The 21543-nt window shown below is 43.2% G+C and carries 17 protein-coding genes; 8 read left to right on the forward strand and 9 right to left on the reverse strand.

Annotated features, from left to right (window positions below; genetic code table 11):
* The first annotated feature begins 67 nt into the window (after positions 1-67).
* The gene (locus tag HUW51_RS14980) at positions 68-1369 is read left to right on the forward strand and encodes a DEAD/DEAH box helicase (RefSeq protein WP_185270444.1); all 1302 of its coding nucleotides are present in this window, start codon (positions 68-70) and stop codon (positions 1367-1369) included.
* A gap of 111 nt (positions 1370-1480) precedes the next feature.
* On the opposite strand, the gene HUW51_RS14985 is transcribed toward HUW51_RS14980, so the two are convergent.
* Complete coding sequence (locus tag HUW51_RS14985) at positions 1481-1867, reverse strand: ester cyclase (RefSeq protein WP_185270445.1); 387 nt, start codon at positions 1865-1867, stop codon at positions 1481-1483.
* A 392-nt stretch (positions 1868-2259) separates the two neighbouring features.
* Here HUW51_RS14985 and HUW51_RS14990 point away from each other — a divergent pair, with 392 nt between their 5' ends.
* Together HUW51_RS14990 and HUW51_RS14995 are read left to right on the forward strand one after the other, a co-directional pair.
* Entirely contained in the window at positions 2260-2403 is a 144-nt protein-coding gene (locus HUW51_RS14990; protein WP_185270446.1) for a hypothetical protein, read from the forward strand.
* 72 nt (positions 2404-2475) lie between these two features.
* On the forward strand, positions 2476-2814 hold the full coding sequence (locus HUW51_RS14995) for a hypothetical protein (RefSeq protein ID WP_185270447.1): 339 nt from the start codon (positions 2476-2478) through the stop codon (positions 2812-2814).
* 108 nt (positions 2815-2922) lie between these two features.
* Here the strand turns inward: HUW51_RS14995 and HUW51_RS15000 are convergent, their stop codons facing one another.
* On the reverse strand, positions 2923-3339 hold the full coding sequence (locus tag HUW51_RS15000; protein ID WP_185270448.1) for a DoxX family protein: 417 nt from the start codon (positions 3337-3339) through the stop codon (positions 2923-2925).
* A gap of 95 nt (positions 3340-3434) precedes the next feature.
* Here HUW51_RS15000 and HUW51_RS15005 point away from each other — a divergent pair, with 95 nt between their 5' ends.
* Together HUW51_RS15005 and HUW51_RS15010 are read left to right on the forward strand one after the other, a co-directional pair.
* A complete protein-coding gene (locus tag HUW51_RS15005; protein ID WP_185270449.1) occupies positions 3435-3797 on the forward strand; it encodes a winged helix-turn-helix transcriptional regulator in 363 nt (120 codons plus the stop codon).
* 128 nt (positions 3798-3925) lie between these two features.
* Positions 3926-4207 carry a hypothetical protein gene (locus HUW51_RS15010; RefSeq protein WP_185270450.1) on the forward strand — a complete coding sequence of 94 codons (282 nt, stop codon included), beginning with the start codon at positions 3926-3928 and terminating at the stop codon, positions 4205-4207.
* A 95-nt stretch (positions 4208-4302) separates the two neighbouring features.
* Here the strand turns inward: HUW51_RS15010 and HUW51_RS15015 are convergent, their stop codons facing one another.
* Complete coding sequence (locus HUW51_RS15015; RefSeq protein WP_185270451.1) at positions 4303-4983, reverse strand: hypothetical protein; 681 nt, start codon at positions 4981-4983, stop codon at positions 4303-4305.
* Between the two features lie 655 nt (positions 4984-5638).
* Here HUW51_RS15015 and HUW51_RS15020 point away from each other — a divergent pair.
* Together HUW51_RS15020 and HUW51_RS24765 are read left to right on the forward strand one after the other, a co-directional pair.
* The gene (locus tag HUW51_RS15020) at positions 5639-7519 is read left to right on the forward strand and encodes a gamma-glutamyltransferase family protein (RefSeq protein ID WP_185270452.1); all 1881 of its coding nucleotides are present in this window, start codon (positions 5639-5641) and stop codon (positions 7517-7519) included.
* A 202-nt stretch (positions 7520-7721) separates the two neighbouring features.
* Positions 7722-7853: a hypothetical protein gene (locus HUW51_RS24765; RefSeq protein ID WP_262891282.1), complete on the forward strand. Its 132-nt coding sequence runs from the start codon at positions 7722-7724 to the stop codon at positions 7851-7853.
* 427 nt (positions 7854-8280) lie between these two features.
* Here the strand turns inward: HUW51_RS24765 and HUW51_RS15025 are convergent, their stop codons facing one another.
* On the reverse strand, positions 8281-9522 hold the full coding sequence (locus HUW51_RS15025; protein WP_228466659.1) for a serine hydrolase: 1242 nt from the start codon (positions 9520-9522) through the stop codon (positions 8281-8283).
* A 168-nt stretch (positions 9523-9690) separates the two neighbouring features.
* On the reverse strand, positions 9691-10575 hold the full coding sequence (locus HUW51_RS15030) for a PIG-L deacetylase family protein (RefSeq protein WP_185270454.1): 885 nt from the start codon (positions 10573-10575) through the stop codon (positions 9691-9693).
* A gap of 330 nt (positions 10576-10905) precedes the next feature.
* Between HUW51_RS15030 and HUW51_RS15035 the strand changes: the two genes are divergently transcribed.
* Positions 10906-11844, forward strand: a complete 939-nt coding sequence (locus HUW51_RS15035) for a dienelactone hydrolase family protein (RefSeq protein ID WP_185270455.1) — start codon at positions 10906-10908, stop codon at positions 11842-11844.
* Positions 11845-12062: 218 nt separating this feature from the next.
* Here the strand turns inward: HUW51_RS15035 and HUW51_RS15040 are convergent, their stop codons facing one another.
* The 4 genes from HUW51_RS15040 to HUW51_RS15055 form a co-directional block, all read right to left on the reverse strand.
* Complete coding sequence (locus tag HUW51_RS15040; protein WP_185270456.1) at positions 12063-13616, reverse strand: CotH kinase family protein; 1554 nt, start codon at positions 13614-13616, stop codon at positions 12063-12065.
* A gap of 535 nt (positions 13617-14151) precedes the next feature.
* On the reverse strand, positions 14152-16467 hold the full coding sequence (locus tag HUW51_RS15045; protein WP_185270457.1) for a DUF7133 domain-containing protein: 2316 nt from the start codon (positions 16465-16467) through the stop codon (positions 14152-14154).
* Positions 16468-16618: 151 nt separating this feature from the next.
* Positions 16619-17905 (reverse strand): MFS transporter, encoded by a 1287-nt coding sequence (locus HUW51_RS15050; RefSeq protein WP_185270458.1) that lies wholly within the window; start codon positions 17903-17905, stop codon positions 16619-16621.
* Between the two features lie 281 nt (positions 17906-18186).
* Positions 18187-21318 carry a PKD domain-containing protein gene (locus HUW51_RS15055; RefSeq protein ID WP_185270459.1) on the reverse strand — a complete coding sequence of 1044 codons (3132 nt, stop codon included), beginning with the start codon at positions 21316-21318 and terminating at the stop codon, positions 18187-18189.
* Positions 21319-21543 lie beyond the last annotated feature (225 nt).

Consider the following 21543-nt stretch of genomic DNA (forward strand, 5'->3'; position numbering starts at 1 on the left):
CTAATTCACTAACCGCTTCCCTATAAAAAGCATTATTTCCCGTATCTTTAGCCAGAATAAACGCAAGATGATGCTCGAACCTGTACTGGAAAAATTAAATATTACGGCTTTAAACCCCATGCAGGAAGCGGCTTTAGCTACCTCGGAACAACAGGATATGGTGTTGCTGGCGCCAACGGGTTCGGGTAAAACTTTAGGGTTTTTATTGCCCGTGTTAAAGCGGTTGCAACCCAATACCCTGGGTATCCAGGCTTTGGTGCTGGTGCCTACCCGCGAACTGGCCTTGCAAATAGAGCAGGTTTTCCGGCAAATGGGTACCGGCTTTAGCGTGAAATGCTTTTATGGCGGCCATGCCACACGTTCCGAACGCAGCAGTTTAACGCACCCGCCCACTTTACTAATCGGTACTCCGGGCCGCATTGCTTTTCATCTGCGGGAAAAAAACATAACAAGCTCTACGGTGCATACATTGGTGCTCGACGAATTCGATAAATCTTTGGAATACGGGTTTGAAGTCGATATGCAGTTTATTATTAGTCAATTGCCCAACATTACTAGAAGGCTATTGACTTCTGCCACAGCTATGGCCCAGATACCGCGGTTTACCGGTATGCAAAATGCCCAAACCATAAACTTTCTGCAGGATACCCCCAGTGCACCGGATTTAGAAGTAAAAGCAGTGCTGGTTACGGATAGCGATAAACCCGGTACTTTACTTCGGTTGCTCTGCAAAATTAGCAATAAACCAACCATTGTTTTTTGTAACCAGCGCGATGCCGTTGAGGAACTGAGTCAATTTTTAACTCAAAAGCAATTAGCCCACGGTATATTTCACGGCGGCCTGGAGCAACCCGACCGGGAACGCGCTTTACTTAAATTTAGGAACGGCACGTACCATTTATTGCTCAGCACCGATTTAGCCGCCCGCGGACTAGATATTCCCGAAATAGAAAACGTAATCCATTACGAGTTAACCAACGCCGAAACGTATTTGCACCGCAATGGCCGCACGGCCCGCATGCAGGCCAAAGGCGTGGCTTATTTATTGTTGCAACCCCACGAGAAACCGTCTTATCTGCCCGCTAACTTACCCGCTGAATCGTTGCCTGTAAAGTTGGTGTTACCGCCACCCAGCCCCTGGGAAACCTTGTATTTAAATGCCGGCAAAAAAGATAAAATCAGCAAAGGCGATGTAGCGGGTTTTCTGTTGCAAAAAGGTTATCTGCAAAAAGACGAACTAGGTTTAATTTACCTGCAAGATTACGTAACCTTCGCCGCCGTAAGCCGCAAGAAAGCTGCTGATCTGATTATAAAACTGCAAAACGAAAAAATTAAAAATAAGAAGGTAAAACTCGGGATAGCCAAGTAAATTCTTATTTGCTGGCTCAGAACGCTTTTGCTGTTTAGTTAAATTCGGTTGGCTGTTGGCGAAATACAAAAGTGTTAAAAACTGTTGTTCCAAAGATAAAATTTTAAAAAATCAGGAATGGCTGTTTGCTTCCACGTTACTAATCTGCTGCATCAGCGAATTGGCATCGGCGTGCATCCAATGGTTGATGATTTGGTTATTTTCAACTTCGTAAATGATAATCCCCTCTATGTTTACTTTACGGCCAGTCGCAGCAATTCCAAAAAGATCGCCTTTGTGTTCGCCTTCTAATAAAAACCGGATCGTTACTTTATTGCCATCCGCAATAATATCTTGTGGAATAAGCTGATAGTTCGGCAAACCAGATTCAAAGAATAATACATGGCCTTTTAATTCTGGGTCAGCTATATACTTATCCAGTACAGCTTCGGATTTATCTTTACTGATGGCACCAATGTATTCTAAAATAAATTGGCGGCTTTGTTCGGTTGTCATCATAGTAGTTTTTTTGATTTAAGTTAAACAGGATTATAGAAGATATTCCCAGAAATCGGGTAAAAGAATGCAGCAGGCAACCAGTTAAAAATAAAAGCTTACCTAAAAAGTTGTGCCGGGCAATTCTATGAACGAGGGGTCTAAATGCAGCAAAGTAAACATTCAACTGCAAAGCTCACTAAGCTATAATTGCTTCTCAGGCCTTGTTGGTATATGTCTTTGAGATATATAGAATGTTAAAATAAATATAAATAAAATATAAATAAATTGCTTGCTGAGCTGTGTTTATTTTTACATTATACTTAATAGCATAGATTAGCAATTTTGTCTTTTACTAAATCTATCCCAGCAATAACTTTTATTTGAGCGGGAGCAAAAATTAAAATAACTGGTTTATGAAATATTTGATCTGTAAAGCTACCAGAAACCACCACTATACATTATTAACTTCGGATTATTGGTTAAGCAAAGATGATTTAATTGCAGCGGAATTTGAAGCCGAACTAACGAAAGAACTTAAAACCGAGGAAATAATTTAAAAATTTAGTTTTCCGGATTAGTAAAAAAGTAGAAAGCTATTAAAATTTGTTGGCTTAAAGCATACCCATTAAATGGAATTACAAGGTACCTGGATTAAAGACGAAGATGGCTATTTAACTTTTAGCGAATCTACCCTGGAGCGTTACTACGAAATGGTTACAACGAAATACCACCAGGTTTATAATCAGTTTCTGGAAGAGTTAGACGATGAGGAAGAAGCTCACGAGCAAACCTTAAGCGCCGGTTACGAAATGGTGACAGATTATAAATTAATTAACGACCAGGAAGAATTTGCTACGTCTTACTATACGCCATCCTACGTGCTGGATATCTGGTACGAAACAGATGATTATACCCAAAAAAGAATTTATGATTGGGGTTTTATAAGAATCAGCAGCAAAGCCGGGTAAAGGCGGGCCCATTTTTTTTATTACAGAAGAACAAATTTCTAAAAAACAAAAGCCCTTTGGTACCAAAGGGCTTTGGGGTAAGTAAGCGCAGTGAATGGTAGCCAATTATTATAAAGCAAAGCGCGAACCGGAAGTTGTTTTGTTGGCAGCGAATGGAGTTTGGCCAATTTTTAACAAACGGTGATACATAAAATAAGAAACCAATAACAAGCCCAGAAATAATAAAGGAGCTACGCAGTTTGCTAACGGGTCGCCGGAAGCCACGTGCGCGATAAACGCCGAAATAAAGTTTATTACAAATCCGGCGTAAGCCCATTCTTTCAGGCGGGCGGGTACCGGTGCCAGTAGGGTTATGGCCCCAATCAATTTGGCTATCGCTAACTCCACCCGGAAGTAATCCGGAAAGCCTAAATGCACAAAGCCTTGTTTTACGGTAGCATCGGTTAAATACGCGTAAGCCGAGAAGGTCATCATCAAGGCCACCAGCCCGGTAGTAGCCCAGTAAGTAATTTTTTGTGTTTTCATGATCTTTTTTTTACAAAACTACTTACCTTTACTATGTAAAAGATACTACTATCCTGAAGGATACCAGTATCCTTCAGGATAGTTTCTCGTTAATTATGGAACCAGAAAAGCAACCCATTGTCCAAAGTAGCCACGCTTGTAAAATAAGCGTAATGGCCGTAAAAGATGCCCTGTACGTTTTATCGGGCAAATGGAAACTGCCTTTAATCTTAACGTTATCGGAAGGGCCGCAACGGTTTAATGAAATTCAACGGACTCTGGGCGATATTACCCCTAAGATTTTATCGAAAGAGCTACGGGAACTAGAAATGAATGAGTTTGTAACCCGCCGGGTTTATCCCACTACGCCTGTTACAGTCACTTATGAGCTTACGCCTTACAGCCGCTCCCTTGATAAAGTACTTGATGAATTACGCAATTGGGGCTTGCAGCACCGCGAACGCATCATGAAAAAGTAAACTTTACCTGTTCCGGGTAAATCGTAGAAAAGGAAAGTAGGTTTCTGTAAAGAATAAAATAAAGCGAAAGTGTATATTTTAAATGGCGTTTCCGTATTAGAGTATTCCAGGAACTAGTTTGATATTTTATGCGGGATATCTCAGAATTTATTTACGGCGACGAATACACCCAAAAAAACAAAGCTTTTGAAGCAGCTATGGCGGCAATTGAAGAAAAGCACCAGGATTATTTCCAAAGCCGGCCAGCCCAAAACGAAACCGAACCGCACGACCGGTTGCACAATCATTATGCGCTGAGCACCGCTTCCGGTCAGGTATCGTTCCGGTTTAACGAAGGCTCCGACTTACCGGCCAGCCTGAAACAAGAATGCTTAGATGCTTTTCACGAAATCTGGAAAGAATGGGAATAAGAAAAATTTAAAAATTTGCCTGCCTGGCTCTATATAAACCAGCCAGTACCGCCGAATTTTTAAATTTTAGCTTTTTTACAAACGCCTTCGCCAGCCTATAAATGGTTAAAGTATTGCACCACGTGCGTAAGCGCTACCGGGTTTTTGTAAGATAAATTACGTCGACGGATAAATGCTTTCATGGAAGCCGATTTATCCTGGTACAAATTTTCGAGGTTTTTCTTGGGGTGGCGCAACGGAATGAGCTGTTCGTCGGGGGTAAGTAAATAAAAAACGTTTAGTTGGGCTAACTGGTAATTGTTTAAGCCAGCTTTTTGGGGCAATACCGGGCAAGGCTCGTAAAATCTACCCCGCGACGTGTAAGTAGCAATCGGGTCCAGGTTCCGGACTACGAAGTTACTACGCTTTACTAAAGTATACTTGCCTTCTGTTACTACTTCAAAAAAAGTGGGTGTTTTAAAATAAGGTTCCTCCGGATTGGGGGCGTATTGAAAAGGCCGGAACGTTTGAAATTCTTGTCGCTGTTCGTTTAAAACCCGGAAGTAGACCACGTTTACCGGCGAGAATGTTTTTATTAAACCATCGCGGCCGGTTACCTGAATCAGTTCTTTAGATAAATAATAACTTACTGCGCCGGTTAAAGTATCGCCATTAACTAAAACTACTTCGCCCGAAGGCCAATCCTGCTTGGTTAAATTTTGCCCGATAACCCGGGAGCTTAAGGTAAAGCTAAATACAACTAAAAGAACAATCCGAAAAAATATATGCCGATACATGGCTCAAGAAGTAAAAGGTAGAAATAAGACTATCTAAACTTAGGTAACTGCTTTAGGAATATAAATTATCTTATACATGCAAATTAGTATTTTTTCTGCATAAATTTAAATAGTGCTTAAGGGGGTTAGAAGGTTAATTTAAAATTATCCAATAAAATGGCTTGCAAAACATTGTTTTTCAAAGATTAAGGCAGTTGTTTAAACTGGATAGTCTATTTTATTTAGAAAATTTTTAAAAATTTTAATTGGATTAAACCCTATAAAATCAACTTTGAGTTAAGGTTATAATTTGAGGTGTAATTGTATTATTTGTTTAATATTGGACTTAGTTGAGCTTTGTTTATCGAAGCATTTTTTTAAAATTTTATTGTTTTTAAAGAACTCACGTTTAACTTTTAACCTGTTTTTCTAAAAACCAGATTTAAACTCATGTTATCTGCATAGATTTTCTATGAAAATGTTTTACTTTGATTTACCACTTTAAGCACCAGCACAAAGATTTAAAAGGAGAGAAAAAAGCAAAATTAAGGGCAGTGTTTAGCAACTTAATTGTAGTCGGTGGTTTAAAATAAGTTATTAGCCGGGCTATGATTTTAGTTCTGCTAAGAGTTAATCAGTAGCTTTATTTGGAGTAGGTATTTGTAGTTATTAGCTTATGAAAAACATAGTGTTGTTGTTGCTGCTCGTGGGTAGTGTGTTGCCCACGCAAGCCCAAAGAATTCAAAAGCCGGTACTCCACGGTAAAAACTGGATGGCCATTACGGGTAAACCGCTAGCCGCTACGGCGGGCGCCATGACTTTCCAAAGAGGAGGTAACGCTGTAGATGCGGCTTGCGCCATGCTGGCGGCTACCTGCACGATGTGGGATGTCTTAAGTTGGGGCGGCGAAACCCAGGCGCTAATTTATAACCCGAAAACTAAAAAAGTACTCGCCATTAATGCCATGGGCGTGGCTCCTACCGGCGCTACAGCCAGTTTTTTTAAAAAGAAAGGCTACAACTTTCCGCCGGAATATGGCCCCTTAGCGGCTACTACGCCCGGTACGCCCGGTGGTTTGCTGTACATGCTGGCAAATTACGGCACCTTAAGTCTGGAACAAGTTTTAGCACCGGCCATGCAAATGGCCGCGGGTTATCCCATCGATGGGCAAACGGCAAACAGCATCGAACGCGGTAAAGACCACATTAAGCAATGGCCTTACAGCAAAAAAGTGTTTCTCACGCATCCCGGCGAAAAAAGAGAAGCCCCCGAAGCTGGTGAAATTTTCGTGCAAAAAGATTTATTGGCTACGCTTACCAAACTGGTAGAAGCTGAAAAAACGGCTTTGCAGCAAGGCAAAAACCGCAAAGACGCCATTATGGCGGCTTACGACCGCTTCTACACCGGCGATATTGCCAAAGAGTTTGTGCGCGGCAGCCAGGAGCAAGGCGGCTTAATTACCCTGCAGGATTTAGCCCGTTGGAAGCCCCTGGAAGAAGAACCTTTACAGGTAAATTACAAAGGCATCGACGTGTACAAGTTAAAGCAGTGGACCCAAGGCCCGGTGTTGCTGCAAGCCTTAAACATTCTGGAAAACTTCGATTTGAAAAAGATGGGCTATAACAGCCCGCAGTATATCCATACCTTGTACCAGAGCATGAACCTGGCTTTTGCCGATCGCGATTTTTATTACGGCGATTCGTATTTTCCACCGCAAGAGCCCATGCAGGGCTTACTCAGTAAGGCTTATGCCAAGCAACGGGCCGCTTTAATTCAACCAAATAAAAACAACCCTTATATCGGTCCCGGCGATCCGTATCCATTCGAAGGGAAAAAGCACCCATATTTAAAAATTTTAAAAAACCGGGGTTTCGAGCTGGATACCTCTAAACGCAATTTTGCTCCCAAACACGATGTGCAAAACAGCTCCTCCACGGCCGATTATCAGGATTGGCTTTGGAAAGGTACTACCAGCGTAGAAGCTGCGGATAAGGAAGGTTGGGTAGTGTCGATTACGCCCAGTGGGGGCTGGTTACCGGCCTGTATTGCAGGTAATACTGGTGTAGGTATGAGCCAGCGCATGCAAAGTTTCGTGTTGGATCCGGTCTTAAATCCTTTTAACGTAGTGGAGCCCGGCAAGCGTCCTCGGGTAACGCTTACGCCCTCCATGGCCTTAAAAGATGGCAAGCCGTTTTTGTCTTTTGCGGTGCAGGGCGGCGACACGCAAGACCAAAATCTATTGCAGTTCTTTTTAAACGTAGTAGAATTTAACATGAACGTGCAGCAAGCCGCCGAAGCCGCGAACATCAATTCCAACCAGTTATGGCTGTCGTTGGGAGGCACCAAAACCGCCGACCGGGAACCTAAACCGGGTCAGTTGCTCCTCTCCGAAAGTACTCCGGATTCTGTACGCCAGGAACTGAAAAAAATGGGTTATAACCTGAGCTTCGACGCCCGAACCAGCGGCCCTATTAACGCTATTTACTTCGACTGGAAACACGGCAGTTTCTGGGGTGGCTCCAGCAACCACGGCGAAGATTATGGCATTGGATGGTAGGAGAGGAGAGACATAGATTTAAAAATATTAGATAATGGACTTTTTCTCGTTTATTACGATCCTACTATAACATGTTACTTTAGATTCATTAACTATAAATTTCGGGAAACGATTGAACCTTAGTCTTAACGTTTGTACTTTGGAGTCTGTTCCAGCCTCCAGGTACAGGTGCTATCTAATTTGAGATTTCAAGTTTTGCCTCATGGCCGACGGGCCTCGTTTAGCTGTTTTGGGCGGTTTAGCGAATCTTTCCTCGCTCCGCTGCGGAATGTGGCTCCGCCACACCGAATCGCTAAAAGGCCCGCAACAGCCAAACTGGTATCTTTGCGCTTAGCTAAGGCTTTAAGAATTTTTCGGCTTTAGGAAAGGTGTGAATAATAAAAACTTACTACTTGTGAGCTACTACCAGATGAAATCTCCTGATTCTTTACTCTCTTCCTGATAAAACAGTAACTAAAAGCAACCGACACCAGTTTGGCTATTGAGGGCCTTCTAAGGTTCTGGTTTTGCACAGCAAAATTCCGGAGCGGAGCGAGGAAAGGAAGCTTAGACCCGCCCGAAAGAGCCAAACGAGGCCCGCCGGCCATGAGGCAAAACTTGAAATCTCAAACTAGATAGCACCAAAGTTTGGAGTCTTGCAAAGACTCCACAGAATAACCGGTGAGTTTTATGGATGCCTCTTAAAAAAATCTGCTATTCCATAACCAATGCTTCAATAAAAGACATTATTGGAAGAAAATTAAGTTAAAATACCAATCCATTTAATTATCTACTTCCCGCACAACCGGGCGCGTATCATGCGGATCACGCTTCTCGTAAGAAATTTTAAATTTTGTTAAATCAGGTACGTTCGGGCGCTTCCGTTTCAATTCATATTGGTAGATAGCCTGACCCAGGTGGTACATAAACGGATAACCCACCGTTTCGTACTCGTATTGATTATCGTTTACCACGCCATCCTGGTTAACATATAAGGTAGCGGCCAGCATGTATTCTACTTTATTTTTAAAATCTACCACATACGATACGTCCGTCATAAAGCCGTAGGCCCAACCCACTTTATTAAAAACCCGCACGTGCTGCGGCATGGAATGCTTCGAACCGTGAAAAAAGAATTTCACGTAGCTGTCGTAAAAAGCGGCGGTGTCGTATTTGGGGTAGGGGGTTTCGGAAGGATACTGCGATAAATAACGGTACAAAAATGCGTAATCCTGCGGGGTTAAACCAAACCGTTGTTTTTTGGGAACCGATTCCGGGAACATCACCGATTGCAGCATTTTTTGAAAATCCTGCAAGGGCAGGTTGTTGTGCTCGGTAAAATCAAATGGGGCTTGTATGAGGCTATCCTGACGGTTGTGGTGTGCGGTGCCTACCAGAATCTTACGGCTAAAATCAAACGGATCGGGATTGTAGGCGGGTGGTTGGTAATAGCGGGTGCTGCCATCGGGGTTTAAAAAGCGAATACCGTTGGTATGCCGGTTTTTCTCGGCGGTAAAACCCATAAACTGCCGCGTAATACGGGAATTAGGGTAGCCTTTAGCGTGCAGTTGCTGATTAATGGTTTGCTGCCCCACAAACTGGTACAAGCGGTTATACGGGTCGTTCTCGCTGATTAAGAAAGCTCTTTTGATAAAATGCGCGATACTGGGCAAGCCGGTTTCTGAAGTAAGATCCTGCGAAAGCGGCTTCTGCCCCAAGTAACTGCTATCGAAAACCAGAGGTGTGTTTTTATCAATTTTTTTGCTTTGAAGGGTATTTAATTTTTCTAGTGCCAGAAAAGCCAAGGGCATTTTCACCATGGAGGCCGGATTGTAATACAACTGCGGATCGTAGTTATAATAGTAGTTTTGAAAGGAGGGATGGTTCTTTTTATCGCGGTTGATTTGGGTATAAATAATCTGTAGGCGGTACGCGTCGGGGTTGCTTAAAATCTTTTGTAAACTGTCGTTGCTGGCTCGGGTGAGAATATTTTTTAAAAATTCATCGGTTTTCGGTTGTGCCATGGCGGTCTTCCCCGAAAAAAGCACCAGTAAGAATAAAAACAAACGGCAAATCATACGCGGTAAAAAGAAATTTTTAAAAATTTTTAAAATCTGAATTAAAATCAGGTTTATACCCGAAAAGTATTTACTACTGTAAGCAGCTAACCGTTTTTACCCGAAAAATCACGGTTATGGCTTGGCCGGTAACATTGGAAACAAACGCCGGATATCGGCTTCGGTAGGTTTTTTGCCGTACTCGCAAATCTCAAAAGCTTCGGCTTGCTTTACTTGGGCAGCTCGTTCTTTACCGTACCATTTTTCTAAAGTTTGTCTTATGTCGGAGTTGGGTTGCGAGCGGGTTAACCAGCGGTTAGCCAGCCATTTTTTGCGGTCGGCGGTGTTGGTGGGCACCGAGGTGTCGTGGTCAATCCAGGGTAGCCACTCGTATACCTGCGACACGTGCGCATCCAGGGCATCTAACTTTTTCGGGAAAACGCTGGAAATATCCACGGCAATGTCAGGTCGGAAAGGATTGGGTCTTTGAAAATTATCGCGGGTATACAAAAATACTGGGTTGTTGGGCAATGCCGGTACGCCGCTCAGAATGTTGGGTACAATTACCAGAAAAGAGGCATCTTGTACCAAAACACCGGTATAGCGGTGGTCGGGGTGGTAATCATTGGGGCGCGGTGCAATCACTACGTCGGCTTTCCACTCCCGGATGCGCCGGATTACTTCCAGGCGGTTTTCCAGGGTGGGCAGCAATTCTCCGTCGTGGTTTTCTAGCACTTCGTATTCTACGCCTAAGCGCCGCGCTACTTCCTGGGTTTCCTGGTAGCGCCTTTTGGCCAGCTCGCCGCCGCCCATTTGCTGGTGGCCTTTATCGCCGTTGGTGAGCGAAACAAACTTTACCGCGTGCCCGCCGGCCACGTACAAAGCCGCCAAACCTCCACTCGAAATATCACAATCGTCGGGGTGCGCGCCAAATACCAACACCCGGATTTTAGCGTTTTGCGCCGTTCCTGGCAACGTAAAATTTAAAAAAAGCAGAATTCCCAGTAAATATTTTATCATAGCAGCAGCATTTAAAAAATAAGGATAGTTCTTAATCGTGTTTTAATCAAATCAAACAACAAGTCTCCCGAAAAGTAAGAAAAAGTAAGTTCTTTTGATAACTTGTTCGCTTTATTCGTTGGGCTGTAAATGTGAATTATTATACTGTTGATTTTTTAATTTTTTCAATTTCTACCACCATATAGCTTGGGTTAGCCGGAGATTTATTACATTTCTTTTATCAGAAAAGCTTATCTAAACTGCTGTATGCTAAAGCCGCTTGTTCTTTGGGCAATTTGTATTTTTAATGCCATTTCGGTAAACTCTGTATTTGCCTTAGCGCCTGTTTTTATGTCCCAAAACGTTGTTTCTAACCAAACGCCCCCAAGTAAAGCCGAACAACGGAAAGTCTTGTACCAATTGCTGGGCCGCTTACCCGACCGGCAACGGCCCATTACGGTGAAGCAAATATCCCGGGAAGAAACCGACGAATTGATTATTGAAAAGTTATTGCTGGATATTAATGGCCAGGAGTTGGTGCCGGCGTATTTTACTTTACCTAAAAAAGCCAAAGGCAAAGTGCCGGTGGTGTTATTTAACCATTCGCACTTTGGGCAGTATGCCGTGGGTAAAAACGAGTTTATAAAAGGGCGACCCGAAATGCAAAATCCGCCGTATGCTTTGGCTTTGGCCCGGGCGGGTTACGCGGGTTTGTGCCTCGATAGCTGGGGTTTTGGCGAACGCAGCGGCCGCCCGGAACTGGAAATTTTTAAAGAAATGCTCTGGAAAGGCCAGGTAATGTGGGGCATGATGGTGTACGATAATTTACGCGCCCTGGACTACCTCGAAACCCGCCCCGAAATAGATAACAAACGAATAGCTACCATGGGCATGTCGATGGGCAGCACCATGGCCTGGTGGCTGGCCGCCCTGGACGAACGCATTAAAGTTACCGTGGATTTAAACTGCCTCACCGATTTTCAGGCTTTGCTGGAAGATAAGGGCCTGGACCGCCACGGCATTTACTACTACGTACCCGATTTACTCAACCATTTTACTACCTCGCAAATAAACGCGCTTATTGCTCCCCGGCCGCACTTGGGCTTAGCCGGCAGCCTCGACCCGCTAACGCCCTTGAAAGGGCTGCATAAAATTGACGAAAATTTAAAAAAAGTGTATGCGAGCGAAGGCGCACCGCAAGCCTGGCAATTAAAGATTTACCCCGTCGGCCACCTAGAAACGGCCGAAATGCGCCAAGATATTCTGGCTTTTTTAAAAAAATGGCTTTAATTAAAACTACTCAGTTATTCTGGTTTTATGATTTAAGAAAACCAATATTGATATAAAACAAAAAGGTGGCGTAAAAATGGGGCTACCCCCATTTTTACGCCACCTTTTGTGTAGCAAAGCCTCTTTACTGTTGCTTATATAATGCAGTTTAAAAACCAATGAATCTCTGACAGATGCCTTACTCCAATACCCGCAGCAAGGAGGAAATAAGTTGGCTTCTATTGCCAGGTATTCATTTCCGTATCCATCCAATTAATTCGGTTTTGCAGCCAGTCTTTTAAGTATTGCACCTCATTTTCGTAAGAGCCCATTACCACACTATTGGGCCAGGTGTAATTATCCAGGATGTTCCATTTTTCAAAATTCTCTTTTTGAGAATATTTAAGCTGAACGGCCGTGCTATTAATGTAAGTAAAAATCGAGTTTATTTCTGTTTGTTTTAACGCGTTCCACCGTTCTCTAACTTTATTGCGGAAAGCTGGGTCTTGCAATAATTGATGCATCCAGGGCGAGTTTCCTACCCACCATCCCTCAGGATTGTCATTACCGTTGTAGTTTACATTGCCCAGCGCAATATCAAAATCCCAAACCGGACCCAAAGTCAGTTTTCCGCCGCGGTCTTTGTACATGTAAACGCTGGAATGGAAAACGGCATCATTGTTTTTCAGAAGCTCATTCACTAAATACCAGTTTATAAAGCTTTCAACGTTTATGTATTGCTCGTAGTCTTTTGAGCCCTCGCCGCTAACAATGGAGTAAATGGCGTTTTCTGCCTCCTGCACGTAATTCTTAATGTAACTTAATTGTTGCGGCGAAATATTACCGGGCGATTTAATTGTTACGGGTATTTTGTTTTTTGTATGAAACCAATAATCTTCATCTAAGCGGATATCTACTTCCAGGAAATATCCGCCCGTAATTACATCTTCGCCATTATCTTCGGGTTTTAACTCCTGGATATTTACCCGGTCCTGGGCTACTTTCAGGTGCTCGGTAAGTAAGTAATTGCCCCGGTACTCGCCATTAATAAATACTTCTACAAAACGGGAGCGTGGCGTATAGGATAAACCAAAGCGCTTGCTAAATTCAAAAGCTACGGCATTGCGCATCAGGGTTTTGTCGGTGAAATTAGCTAACAAAGACCATTCTTTATCGGCTGGCATTCCTAGTAAAGAAGCTTTTTGGGCTAGTTTTATCTTATACGGTTTTTTTGGCATTTGCCAGGTAGAGTTGCCCCGGCCCCTGATTTCAATGGCACTCTGGAATACGCCGGCGTTATTGGCAAGATCGCCTTCCAGCCGCATGTGCGCATTAATGTAATCGTCTTTCGAAACAATACCGGCTTTGTTTTCGGTGTTAATGTATATTACAGGTAAGCCAGTAAAAGAATGAACCTCAACGGTATATTCTTTCTGTGAGCCATCTTGTGCCTCTACCACGTATTTTAGAGCGGTACTGAAATCGTTAGCGGTTACGCCGCTTTCCTGTACTACATCTGCTACCTTTACGGTTTTGCCGGAGATAGTAAAGGTGGCAATCAGATTTTTCTGGCTACTAGTATACGGAATGGTAGCTATAATTTTATCTTCATAAACCTGGCAAACAACATCTTCCAGGAGCTGGGAAGGATTATTTTTTTCTTCAAACTTAAACGAAATTATATCCTTCGACGCCTTACTCTGCGGATTTTGATCTGAAGGCGATTCTTCTTCTTTCTGACAACCAATTAAAATAAGTAATACCCAAATAAATGCTCGAAACTGTTTTTCCATTAATCCTCTTAAGCTTGTAAACTGCCCAAATTAAAGAATACTTTTAAAAAAGAGATAGCTTAATCCGTTAAATGTTAAATTGTATTATAATAATACTATAATATATTACTATGATTAAAAATTGCATAACAAAGCTAAGCAGGTAACTCTTACGGGCAGGAAAATTAATTTTACTACCAATATAGTTTTATAAGTATTGTGGTAAATGGCTTAAAACCTTTATTGGTTTAATAATGAGGATACTAAACCATTCGGCAGGTGGGATAGCAAAACTAGGCTTTAATGAAAGTGAAAGTATTACTAGTCATAAGACAACTTTGGTTACCTTTTCTTATCTGATAAAAACTTTGGGGCAGATTAGCCAAAAATTTAAAAATTTTACTTTTCCCAGCCGAAGTTTGGGCTTAAATTAACCTGGTTAACCACCTAACTAAGCTTTTTGAGTTTCTAAACTGCTAAAAATCAAAAAATCCCCTTCCGAAAATATACCTGAATTGGTAGCGTATTTTCAGAAGGGGATTTTACTTTTCTGGTATTATATTTTGCTTAATTCTTCTACGGTAAAGGCCTTTTGCCGGGTTTTCAATTCCTGGCGTACTTTACCTACTTCCTCGGCGCTTACTTTTTCGGCGTTGTTTTGCCACGACCGCCGGATAAAACTGAGAACCTGGGCTACGTCTTCATTGGGTAAATCTTTGTCGTAGCCAATGCCGGGCATGTCGCCATTAATTTCGGGGGCTTTGTATAAGTGGCCTTTTACTTTTACCGGACCAGTTAAGCCAAATAGTACAATCGAAATTAGCTTGTTTTTATCGCCGGTTACCCATTCCGAGCCATTTAACGGGGGCGCTAGGCCCGCTACGCCGTTGCCATCCGGGCCATGGCAGGTTTGGCAACTGGTGGCAAATAGGGCGGCTCCTTTCGGGAATTCTTTTAACAATACCTTGGGGTCTTTGTTGGCATGAGTGCTTCTGATATTGGCAATAACGCCTTGCAGCTTTTTATTAATGGCCAAACTGCTATCGGGGGCTAAAGCGCGTAGTTCTTTTTGAAATGTTTCTTCGTGGTCTTGCAAAGAACTGATAATGGCATCGGTTACGTAGGGGTTGTTGGGGTAGTTTTTAACTAATTGTTGCCGTAATTGGTTGGTAGCTTTCTGGTCCAGGGGTTGCAAGGTGGGCAGCAAAAAGGCAACGTAAGGAGCCGCTATAGAATCTTTACCGGCAACCAGTTGCTGCAATACGGGCAAGTAGCTTTTGTAGGTGGTTTTAGTTAATACCGAAGGCAATACACTTAAGGCCTGGGTGCGCAGTTGCCAGGTGGGCTCTTTTAACAAAGCTATTACTTCCGCAGTTTGCAATTGGCCTAAACCTTCCAAGGTCCAGAGAGCGTGCATTACCAACAAAGGGTTATTTTTATCTTTCACGGCCTGGCGCAAAGCAGGTACGGCTGCCATGTATTTGCCGTCAATCAGCATTTGTTGGGCTTTGTCGCGCACCCAGCCATTGGTGTGGCCGAGCAAGGTTACGAGTTGGGCCGGATCTTCGGGTAAGGTTACGGCTTTGGCATTTTTGCCCGTAGGTACAATTTTATAAATCCGGCCGCAGTTTAAAGGTTGGGTTAACTCGCGTTTCCCGATTTCTTTTTTCAGGTAAGTAGTCAGGTAGGTTTTGTGCTGAATAATGCCACGGTACATATCTACCACGTATAGGGCACCATCCGGACCATCGTGCAAGTTTACCGGCCGGAAACGCTCGTCGGTGCTGCTCAAGAATTCCCGTCCCTGGTAGGCTTGCTTACCGTTGCTAACAAGTTCCTGGTCTTTAATAATGTTCCGCTTAATCAGGTTAGCCGATGGTTCAGCTACAAAAACGTTGGAAGTATACGAGGCATCAAACAAATCGCCGCGGTAAACCAATGGGCCGCACGCCGCAGTAAAATCTACTAAACGCTTATCGGTGGTTAAAATGCCTTTCATGTAGCCCCGGTTTACGCCGGGAGTGGGGTGGCTGGGATATACTTTATTATCGGCCACTACTTTTTGCACGTAACCCGCCACGCGCCGTTGGTTTTTATTGGTAGCGCCTAAACCCGGCGAAAAGTAATCGCCCAGCAAGTTTTCGGAATTGGTGTTGTAATACAAACGGCCGTAATTATCCTGGCTAATACCCCACTGACCGCGGAAGTGCGTGCGCTCAATCAGCCAGGTATCGCCTTTTTTGCGGTAACGTTTACTCGATTTGGCATTGTAAATCCAATTATCCAGGGCCCGATATAAACCGTTGGGCTGGTGCTCTACGTTCCCGCCTTCAGCGTAAGCGGCATCTACTAAAATTTTCTTGCCGGGCTTAGCGTTTTTAATTTCATAATAGTAAAGACTAGGCGGTTCGGCCACCAGAATGCCATTTTCAATCAGGCAAATGGCCCGGGGCAATACCAGCGAATCCAGGAAAACCTGGCGGGTGTTTGCCGCCCCATCGTTATCGGTATCTTCCAGAATTACAATTTTACCAGTCGGAATATCTTCGCCGGTACCCACGGTATCGGGCATATAGTTTTCCATTTCCACTACCCACATCCGCGCTTTGTTATCAAAAGTAACAGCCACCGGTGTACTTACTAAAGGCTCCGAAGCCACTAATTTTACCTCAAACCCGGACTCTAGCTGCATTTTGGCAATTGCTTCCTGGGCCGGTATAACGGGAGAAGTACTAAAATCTACTTTTTCGGTTTCGGTCTGGGGAGTGGCCGCCGGCGTAGCTGTACCGGTTACCTGAAGCGGTTTATTAGTGTGGCAGTAAACTAAAAAACAAGTAAGAAAAACTAAAAAAAACGGCTTGAATTTAAACATACTAATTTTAGACTTCCGGTTTAAAAGTGCAGTACCCCGTTAAACCAAATAAAATTTAAAAAATGATTAATTCTCTTTAATAAATTAGAATACAATATTTTAACTCCTGCTGCAGACGGTTAGTTCCGGGCAAGGGTTCGTGACCAGAAGATTACAAATCTACGGGTTTTAGGCGCGAAGTCAGAAAATGAACGATAAACCAGGCTACAAAGTAGGCCAGCCCGCAGATTATAAACAAAATATTATACCCGGCACTAATGTTGCCGGCGGCTTTGTACGAATCCAGCAATGTGCCCACTAACAAAGGAAACAACGCCGAAGCAATAGAGCCGGCCATGCCGCCAATACCCACCACCGAGCTTACCGCTTTTTTAGGTACAATATCCGAAACAATGGTAAAAATGTTGGCGCTCCAGGCCTGGTGCGCGGCGGCTGCTAAACTTATAATACCTACCGCCGCCCAAATATTGGGTGCATAACGGGCGCCAATAATGGGCAATACGGTAAATGCTACCACCAGTAAAGTAGCTTTACGGGCTTTCAAAACGGGCCACCCGCGTTTAATTAAGTAAGATGACAAATAACCGCCCCCGATACTGCCAAAAGTGGTAGCGGTATACACAATGGCTAAATGCAGGCTCGGTTTTTTTAAATCGAGGTTAAAGGTGGTGGCAAAGTAGGAGGGAAGCCAGAATAAGAAAAACCACCACACCGGGTCAGTGAGCACTTTGCCCAGAATAAATACCCAGGTTTGTTTAATGCCCAGCAAACGGCTCCATTTAATTTGCTTTGAATTTTCGGCCGGAGCCGGTTCGTTATCGCTGTGAATGTAGTCGAACTCCGCGGGGGTGATTTTTTTGTGCCGCGAGGGAATTTCGTAAAAAAACCACCAGAAAATAAGCCAGATAAAACCAATGGCGCCTGTAATTAAAAAAGCTTCCTGCCAGCCGTAAACGCCCAAAATCCAGGGGACCAGAATCGGGGCCACCACCGCACCAATGCTGGTGCCGGAATTAAAAATACCGGTGGCTAGGGCGCGTTCTTTTTTCGGGAACCACTCGGCCACGGCTTTAACCGCCGCCGGAAAGTTGCCGGCCTCCCCTAAACCCAATAATCCGCGCACTACGCTAAAGCCAAAAGTGCTTTTTACCAAAGCGTGCAACATGGCCGCAATACTCCAAACTACAATAGAAATGGTATAACCCAGCTTCGTGCCTATTTTATCGATAAAATTGCCGAAGATAATATACCCCAAGGCATAACACGACGCAAACACCATTACAATATTACCGTAGTCGGATTCGGTCCAGCTAAATTCTTTTTCCAGGGTGGGTTTTAATAAACCAATAACTTGCCGGTCGATGTAATTAATGGTAGTGGCAAAGAATAAAAGGGCGCAGACTACCCAGCGGTAATTTCCAGTTTTAGCGTTCGTCATGGTAAGCTTTTAATCACGGAATAGCTTCTGGCGTTTGAAGCGGGCTATAAATTAGTAAGAAAGATTCATTCTTCCCTAAATTTTAGATTTAGATGTTTGATGTTAGATATCAGATAGTAGACTTTTGTGTAAGTATGTAGTTGAAAGACAATGTTATAAAATGGTAGTTGCTGCTTGGTATATAGTAAATTAATTTTAATAATGCTCGCCAGTTTAAGCTGGCGGCAATGCAGGGCAGGTAAGTAAACTAAAATTATGACGGTTTATAAAAGTTAAAAATTTTAGTATTTCAGCACTTTTTGCTCCAGGTAAGTAGAGCCTTGTTTAATTTGTAGTAAATAAATTCCAGGGGTTAAAAAATCTGTTTTCAATTGAAAAGTTTGGTCGGAATTAGGAGAGGCAGTGGTTTGTAGTACCTGTTTTCCGGTAACATCCCGTACAGTTATCTCTAAAGGTAACCCGGATTTATTATTCGGGGCAATGGTAACAAAATCCTGCATGGGATTAGGATACGCGGTTATAGCACTTGCGTTTTCCGGTTTTTGCAATTGAGCCCCGTTGTGGTAGGTAGGTGTGCGGGTTCGGGTAAAATTTACGGGTATCTGGTTTACTAAACACACCCAATCTTGCGTATCGTTTTTAGGAGGGAAGCCTATGGAATTTATCCCAGATCCGGTTATTTGCGGAACAGTACCATTTTGTAAGGCTCCACCAGTTTGGGGGTTGTACCATTGCACCAAATAATTACCAGAATTAGTACCTAAATCTAAAGTAGTAGTGCCTCCTTGAGGCAGGTAAATTGCATAAATTTTGCCAGGTAAAGCCAGGCAATAATCATTGGTTACGGCCGTAAGGTTGTCGGCATTCAGCATTTGCCAAAACGGAAGATATTGATTAAAAAATTGGAGCGCATAATTGGTTAAATCCCACATGTGGTCGCGGGAACGCCAGTCTTGGGCAGTTAAATCGGAATTTAGAAATTGATAACCAAAGTACCACTCCACGCCGCCGCCACCGGCCATTAAATTCCCCCATAAAGCTAACTTTCTCGGCAAATCATGTGCATAATCATCGGCATCCGGCTTTACTCCGGTATTAGAAGGCCCAATTTCATCTAAATTAACGACCCATTTGCGTCCGCTCGCTGCCGATTGATTGAGCCAATAAAGCGTTTCTGAGTGCGTATCCGCCGGGTTATCTACCTGCAAAGAAGGTCCTTCAAAAGTGCTATAACCTAAAAGTGGATTATAAATGGTTGCTCGCTGGGTAGGATATGTGTGTACATCTATGGGGCTTTTATAGGGATCTAATTGCCGGATGTAATTGCAGAAAGCTTTGCGCTGGGCATCGGTATTGGTGCTTTCTTCCCCCAAGTTCCAGTTAATAGCTAGATGATGACCAAAGCGGGCAATTAATTCGCGGTAGTATAATTTGCGTTGAGTACCCAAATCACCGTTATCTAATAATTGGTCGTTCTCCTGTTCTTGAGTAACCACATGAAGCATTACACCAAGCTTATCCATGTGTGAGAAAACAATTTCCCATTGATCCAGCTTAGAAACATCATACCGGATCTTGTCAGTAGGTGAGATCCAGGGCCATACATCTTTCCCATCGCCATTTACATTTAAGGTTAAAAAGTAAACCGCATTCATGCCTTTTTGCGCCAGATAATTAAGTGCGCCAATTATCCCTTTTCCTTTTCCGCCTTTCCAGACCGGATCCCCGGGTTGCCAATCGCCTAAATGCGGAGCATAGGTTTTTGTATAATCGGCCTGCGGATTTTGACTGTACGTACCATCAAATTCTTTGTAAGCTAAAAAGTTCTCCGGGCTATCTGCCCCACCTTTTAAAAAGTATTTTCCGGTTTCTGTAAATTGTAAGTAGTGCTGTCCAACGTAACGCAATCGCCCTTGCGCCCGAAAATCAGACCCAGTTTTATCAGTAGCAGCAACAGAAAAGGTGCCCGACATTCCATCAAAAACAGCTGGACTGCCCGTATTTTCTAAATTGCTAACGGCCACATCCGTTCCTGTCCGGAATGAAGCCCGGTACGACCATTCCCCGGCTTCATCCGGAGAAAAATGCACCCGCCATTTTGTGCCAGTTGTGGCATCGCTTTCGCCGGCATTTCCGTCGGCCGCGTAATACCCCGGAACGATTAGTTGGCGGCTGCCTTTACTAAATACAACATTTAAACGATAATTTAAAAAAGGATTATTAGCATCTGTTTCACTGGTAAATGGGCCGGTAAAGGTGAGGGTAACTTTGTGCCATTTTTTTAATTCTCCCGAAATATCAACCGGTACCGGTTTCTGAACTGAAATCTTAAAACTGGTAGTTACCGAAGCTTGTGCTTGATCGGTAACCGTTACTTGCACATCTAAAGTGGTTTCTGAGGCAGGTGCGGTACCGCTAAAAGAAAGAGTACTGGCATTAAATTGTAGCCAAGTTGGTAAATTACTGTTATTTGCCAGCGTTGCTTTATAGGTTAGCACATCTCCCGCATTTGGGTCGGAGTATTGTCCCGCCGAGAAGAAATAAGGTTTTTCTGTTATTAAGGTTTGGTCTGTAGGCTTTTGAACGACTACGGGCGGCGAATTGCTGGTTGTTTTTTGAACGGTAATGGTAACATTATCGGCCACGCTCCACATATTCAAATTATCCTTTACCTGAAGGTTAAAGATGTAGCTGCCCTGAATTAAATTACTGATGGTGGGAGTAGCAATGGTTTTACTACTGAAAGTGGCGGTATTAGGGCCGCTAACCTGGCTCCAGCTAAAGCCGCTTATAGTACCATCAGCGTCGGTGCCCGAACCGTTTAGAACAATAGTAGTTGTGGGTAAAGTTATTGTTTTATCGGCGCCAGCATTGGCTTTGGGTAGCTGGTTAGAAATAACCGTAAAAGAAACAGTAAGTGCAATACCTGCTACACCAGTACCACCTGGTCCGGAATAAGGAATAGCTTTTAAGGTATAATTACCCAGAGCAGGCACCCAGGCATTGTAGTTACCTTTTGTATCACCGAACAAGGCATAAGGCAACTCTGATTCGGTTTTGTTTGTGGTTTGTTTACCGCTTAAAGCAAACTTAATGCTTCCTATAATGCCGGGCGAGGTGTTCGCCCGAATATTCAAATTTTTAGTAGGTAAAGTTGCTAAGTTAAGGGTAGTTCCTCCGGTAAGGGTTTGAATAGGTTGCTCGTTATCGGCATTTATTAAAGTAAAACTAACTACCTGCTGACTAGCAAAAACTGCTGATTTAGTAACTGTATTATGATGAGTTAGCTCAGTGTTTTTTCGTGGAAAGTTGTTAGCCAAGCTTTTAGGGGAAGATATTCCGAAGCAGAAAAGTAAAAACAACCATTTAGAAATAAAGGATTGGAATAAAGAATAGTGAATAGTTTGTTTCATGCAGAGAAATTTTAAACTTAAAAAGGCCAATAGGTGATCTTTTAATTCTACATTCAGCTATAGAGTAAAGAATTAAGATTTTTATCGCACTTTTTAACCCCCCTATCTCTAAACTTCACTCGCTAATGTGAAACTCCGCTTGCGTATAATAAATATAAGGATAATATCCTGTATGTAACAACAATGTTTTGATTAATTTAAAAGTATATAATCTAATGAGTAAGG

Origin of the sequence: Adhaeribacter swui (assembly GCF_014217805.1) — a bacterium.
GTDB classification, from domain to species: Bacteria; Bacteroidota; Bacteroidia; order Cytophagales; family Hymenobacteraceae; genus Adhaeribacter; species Adhaeribacter swui.

Coding starts and splice junctions, on each gene's coding strand:
- HUW51_RS14980 (WP_185270444.1), top strand. CDS start 68: ATGATGCTCGAACCTGTACTGGAAAAATTAAATATTACGGCTTTAAAC.
- HUW51_RS14985 (WP_185270445.1), bottom strand. CDS start 1,867: ATGATGACAACCGAACAAAGCCGCCAATTTATTTTAGAATACATTGGT.
- HUW51_RS14990 (WP_185270446.1), top strand. CDS start 2,260: ATGAAATATTTGATCTGTAAAGCTACCAGAAACCACCACTATACATTA.
- HUW51_RS14995 (WP_185270447.1), top strand. CDS start 2,476: ATGGAATTACAAGGTACCTGGATTAAAGACGAAGATGGCTATTTAACT.
- HUW51_RS15000 (WP_185270448.1), bottom strand. CDS start 3,339: ATGAAAACACAAAAAATTACTTACTGGGCTACTACCGGGCTGGTGGCC.
- HUW51_RS15005 (WP_185270449.1), top strand. CDS start 3,435: ATGGAACCAGAAAAGCAACCCATTGTCCAAAGTAGCCACGCTTGTAAA.
- HUW51_RS15010 (WP_185270450.1), top strand. CDS start 3,926: ATGCGGGATATCTCAGAATTTATTTACGGCGACGAATACACCCAAAAA.
- HUW51_RS15015 (WP_185270451.1), bottom strand. CDS start 4,983: ATGTATCGGCATATATTTTTTCGGATTGTTCTTTTAGTTGTATTTAGC.
- HUW51_RS15020 (WP_185270452.1), top strand. CDS start 5,639: ATGAAAAACATAGTGTTGTTGTTGCTGCTCGTGGGTAGTGTGTTGCCC.
- HUW51_RS24765 (WP_262891282.1), top strand. CDS start 7,722: ATGGCCGACGGGCCTCGTTTAGCTGTTTTGGGCGGTTTAGCGAATCTT.
- HUW51_RS15025 (WP_228466659.1), bottom strand. CDS start 9,522: ATGGCACAACCGAAAACCGATGAATTTTTAAAAAATATTCTCACCCGA.
- HUW51_RS15030 (WP_185270454.1), bottom strand. CDS start 10,575: ATGATAAAATATTTACTGGGAATTCTGCTTTTTTTAAATTTTACGTTG.
- HUW51_RS15035 (WP_185270455.1), top strand. CDS start 10,906: ATGTCCCAAAACGTTGTTTCTAACCAAACGCCCCCAAGTAAAGCCGAA.
- HUW51_RS15040 (WP_185270456.1), bottom strand. CDS start 13,616: ATGGAAAAACAGTTTCGAGCATTTATTTGGGTATTACTTATTTTAATT.
- HUW51_RS15045 (WP_185270457.1), bottom strand. CDS start 16,467: ATGTTTAAATTCAAGCCGTTTTTTTTAGTTTTTCTTACTTGTTTTTTA.
- HUW51_RS15050 (WP_185270458.1), bottom strand. CDS start 17,905: ATGACGAACGCTAAAACTGGAAATTACCGCTGGGTAGTCTGCGCCCTT.
- HUW51_RS15055 (WP_185270459.1), bottom strand. CDS start 21,318: ATGAAACAAACTATTCACTATTCTTTATTCCAATCCTTTATTTCTAAA.